The sequence below is a fragment of the Pseudoalteromonas sp. Z1A6 genome (assembly GCF_011378745.1).
GTDB lineage: Bacteria > Pseudomonadota > Gammaproteobacteria > Enterobacterales > Alteromonadaceae > Pseudoalteromonas > Pseudoalteromonas arctica.
Genome location: NZ_WTKW01000390.1, coordinates 1 through 3,584, shown reverse-complemented (window position 1 = coordinate 3,584; position 3,584 = coordinate 1). Strand labels below are relative to the sequence as shown.

Below are 3,584 nucleotides of genomic sequence, written 5' to 3'. Positions count from 1 at the left end.
TTTAATAAAATTAAATTTACTCCACTAAGCAAATTAGTGGAGTAATATTTTTATACCTTGCCAACCAAGTTGTAGCGTTAATAACGTTAAAACTATCCTAAAAATATGCTTAAATTTATCCCCAGACATCCTTTTAAGTAATTTAATTCCGAACCAAGTTCCTACAGCGCCACTTATTACCATGGCAATTACAAGCGGTATCCATTGCCAAAAACTAAAGCCAACAGCGCCATAAATTATCGCTTTTAATAAATGCTGCACACTCATAATGCTCGAAAACGTTGCCGTAAATTTTAACTTTTCGTAATTATTAATATATAAACAGCTACCAACTAATGGGCCACTTGCCCCCACAAACATAGAAATAAAAGTAGTTATTCCACCGGCGACCATACGCCACACCTTAGAGGTTAATTTTATAGGTGGCGTTTTACCCCACAGTAAATAAATAACAAAAATAGCGACCACTAACTTCATAGCATCAAACGATATATCATCAATAACAAAACTTGATAACCCCGCCCCTACTAAGCCGCCTAACGCAAAATATACAAACATGCTTTTATCAATATGCTTAAAACTGAGTAAAAACCTATTTGCATTAGAGCCAAGCTGTACTAAACCATGCACAGGCACAACAACTGCCATTGGCATAAATGACGCCATAACAACAAGCAGCATTAATCCGCCACCAGCACCAAATGCAGCAGATATAAAAGAAGTAAAGCCAGCGGTGATCATTAACAATAAAAACAAAAATAAAGACATGCTGTCGGGAAATAAAAAGTCCATAAAACTCCACTGCCTATTTAAGTACTTTTAAGTCGCAGTATTTTAAACAATAAAAGGTACTAAACGCATTTATAGCAACTTTATCAGCTTCTATCTCGAGCTATGTACTATGTTGCGTTGTTTTTGCACTTTGTTTGCACATTTAACAAATATTATACATTCAACTTCATTACCGGATATTTTTGATGAGAAGATTTAACACACCAATTTTGACACCGCTTGCAGTGTGTATACTTTCACTGGGTTTAGCTGCCTGTAACGGTAGCGATGCTGAAAGTACAGTTGTAACTGAAACAACCACCGATGAGGGAACTACAACAGATACTTCAACCGATTTTGTTGTAGAAGTCGACCCTTTTAACTTTGAAAGCGATGCGCTCATTTCATCAATTACCACTCAAACATGTACGCTAAGTAATGGTGATGAAGCCTCATGCTACAAAATTGATATTGCAGGTGCGCCTTCAAATTACGAGATTGGTGTATTTTGCCCTCAAAATATCACCTCAACAGCAGACGAAGCCGGTATTTGGTTTGATGGCACCGGTGAGGTTTACGATATAACCGGAGACTTTATTTTAAATCTACCTACATTATATAACGATAGTCATTGGCAGCTATACGACGAAGGTACAGGCCTTGTAAATGTAACCGACACACAAGAATCGTGTGATGGCGCTGCACGCCCAAACGTAGAGGAACAATACCAAAACCACTGCGTAGAATGCTCTATTGATTATGTTGATGGCGGTATATCAGAATCATTTTTAATTCCTATAACGCCTGTTGCAACCACTCAAAATAGCAGTATTGGTAACGCCAATGTAGGTGTTGCTCTCAATGGTGTTGTACTTGCTGCACCCGCGCCTGTTGAGGCTATTTTAGGCGCATACACTATTGCAGCCTTTGATGATTGCGCTGGCCATATTAACTTAGTAGCAGGCTATCACTACCACGGTGAAGCAGGTTGTAGCCAAACACAAATTCAATCAGACGGTCATGCCGCCATGATGGGTTATGCACTCGATGGATTTGGTATATTTGGCATGCTTAACGAAGATGGATTAGAACCCACTGATTTAGACGAATGTAGAGGCCACACCGACGATACACGCGGTTACCACTACCATGCAGCCGATGTATCTGAAAACATGTTTATTGGTTGTTTTAAAGGTGCTACCGCAAGATAACTCGCATTCTGGCCAAATAATTAACTGAGATACTAATGAAAATATTTAACGTGATAAAAGCACTAACCACTGGCTTTTTACTTGCTGCCTCATGCTCAGCGCTAAGCCATGCAGGCCACGGTTCAAACGCGCCTTGGGAAGCATGTGAAGCAAAAGCCATTAATGAAGATTGCAGCTACACAAGCCATGATAAAAAAGCGACAGGCACATGCCAAGCAATGAACAAAGTACTTATGTGCGTTCGAAATAAACCACTTGAAACATTAATAGACAAAGCAACCCAACCAGCAAGTGATCAAAAGCAATCTGTAAAATCACTCGCTAAACGATAAAGTAACAGCTACACGCCAAAGCCTTAACGCTGTTTGTTAGGGCTTTTTTAATCGCAAATCATTAGAAAGCATACCCTTTATCTGTTAAGTTAGCTTGGTGTATCAAATAATAAAAATAAAATTCCAAAAATGGAATTACACAAGCAAGGTACCAACGTGAGCGCTACATTTAAAATTGTTTTTAATGGACAGTTATATCAAAATACTGACCTTACCTCTGCCCAAGAGCAACTCAGCCTGCTTCTGAATATCCCTCATAATATTGTTATTCAATTATTTGATGGAAAAGCTTATGCTTTAAAAAAAGACTTATCGAGTATTGATGCTGTTAAAACAGAATCTTCACTCAAAAAGCTAGGGTTGATTACTAAAGTAGAACCTCAGCGCACTCCTGTTATTGCTCAATCTCAAAATAATCAAATAGCACTCACTGAGCACAGTGAAGGTACCAATAAACATATTAGTAAGAGCACTCATGAAAAAAGCACCTCAGCACAAAGTGAGTTACTAAATACAGATGCAGCCCCAAGAGAAAATTTAGCTATAGAGCTAAGTAATAATAAATATAAACTACTGCACAACACTTTAAAAAGTGCATTATATTTTTGCTATTGCGCCCTTTTTATTATTACCTTACTAGGCGCAGTAATTAGTTTTAATGCACTTAAAAACAACTTTTCCACCCCAAATAACGTAACTACAAACAACTTAAGTTACCAAAACTATAAGCAATATTTGATTGATCAAAATAGCCTAAATCAATCGGTACAAAAAGTAACAAACGATCACACAGCTAACCCTACCCAGCAAAAAAGTAATGAGTACTTTAGTCGCTTTTCATCGCTAATAAATAGCTACGCGCAAAGCACAGGACAAGCTGATATTAAAACGATGGGTGGCGATAAGTTACAACAGCACCTGCAAGAAATAGATGACCTAGGCCCTAAAAATGAATTTTGGCAGCAACTGATACAACTTTCAAAAAGCTTAGATAAAGATAAGCACGCAATAGGGATGCTCAATAATACTGATCCCGCCAAAGTACAGTGGATAAACGCTGTAGATTGGATCAGCCAAAGCTATATTAGGCAACATCAAAACTCGCAAACTACAAACAACCCCCCTGTCAGTACCGATGAGCAAAGTAACCCAATACTTAATCTAACGTTATTAATAAGTATGTTGTCGCTATTTAGTATTTTTATAATTGCGATAAAAATGAAGCTACGTGCAATTAGAAATTCTTAAACTCTATTTTCACTTTATAAAA

4 protein-coding genes are annotated in these 3,584 nt (G+C 37.7%); 3 read left to right on the top strand and 1 reads right to left on the bottom strand.

All coding sequences use genetic code 11. The features are described 5' to 3' along the window. Window positions 1-33: 33 nt before the first annotated feature. Window positions 34-792 (bottom strand): sulfite exporter TauE/SafE family protein, encoded by a 759-nt coding sequence (locus GQR46_RS17600; protein WP_165741767.1) that lies wholly within the window; start codon window positions 790-792, stop codon window positions 34-36. Between the two features lie 185 nt (window positions 793-977). Between GQR46_RS17600 and GQR46_RS17595 the strand changes: the two genes are divergently transcribed. From GQR46_RS17595 to GQR46_RS17585, 3 genes are all read left to right on the top strand, one after another. Further along, window positions 978-1,982, top strand: coding sequence for a YHYH protein (locus tag GQR46_RS17595; RefSeq protein ID WP_165721353.1), 1,005 nt, complete (start codon window positions 978-980; stop codon window positions 1,980-1,982). 35 nt (window positions 1,983-2,017) lie between these two features. Then, on the top strand, window positions 2,018-2,314 hold the full coding sequence (locus tag GQR46_RS17590) for a hypothetical protein (protein WP_007581994.1): 297 nt from the start codon (window positions 2,018-2,020) through the stop codon (window positions 2,312-2,314). Window positions 2,315-2,470: 156 nt separating this feature from the next. Continuing rightward, on the top strand, window positions 2,471-3,562 hold the full coding sequence (locus GQR46_RS17585; RefSeq protein ID WP_346766809.1) for a hypothetical protein: 1,092 nt from the start codon (window positions 2,471-2,473) through the stop codon (window positions 3,560-3,562). Window positions 3,563-3,584 lie beyond the last annotated feature (22 nt).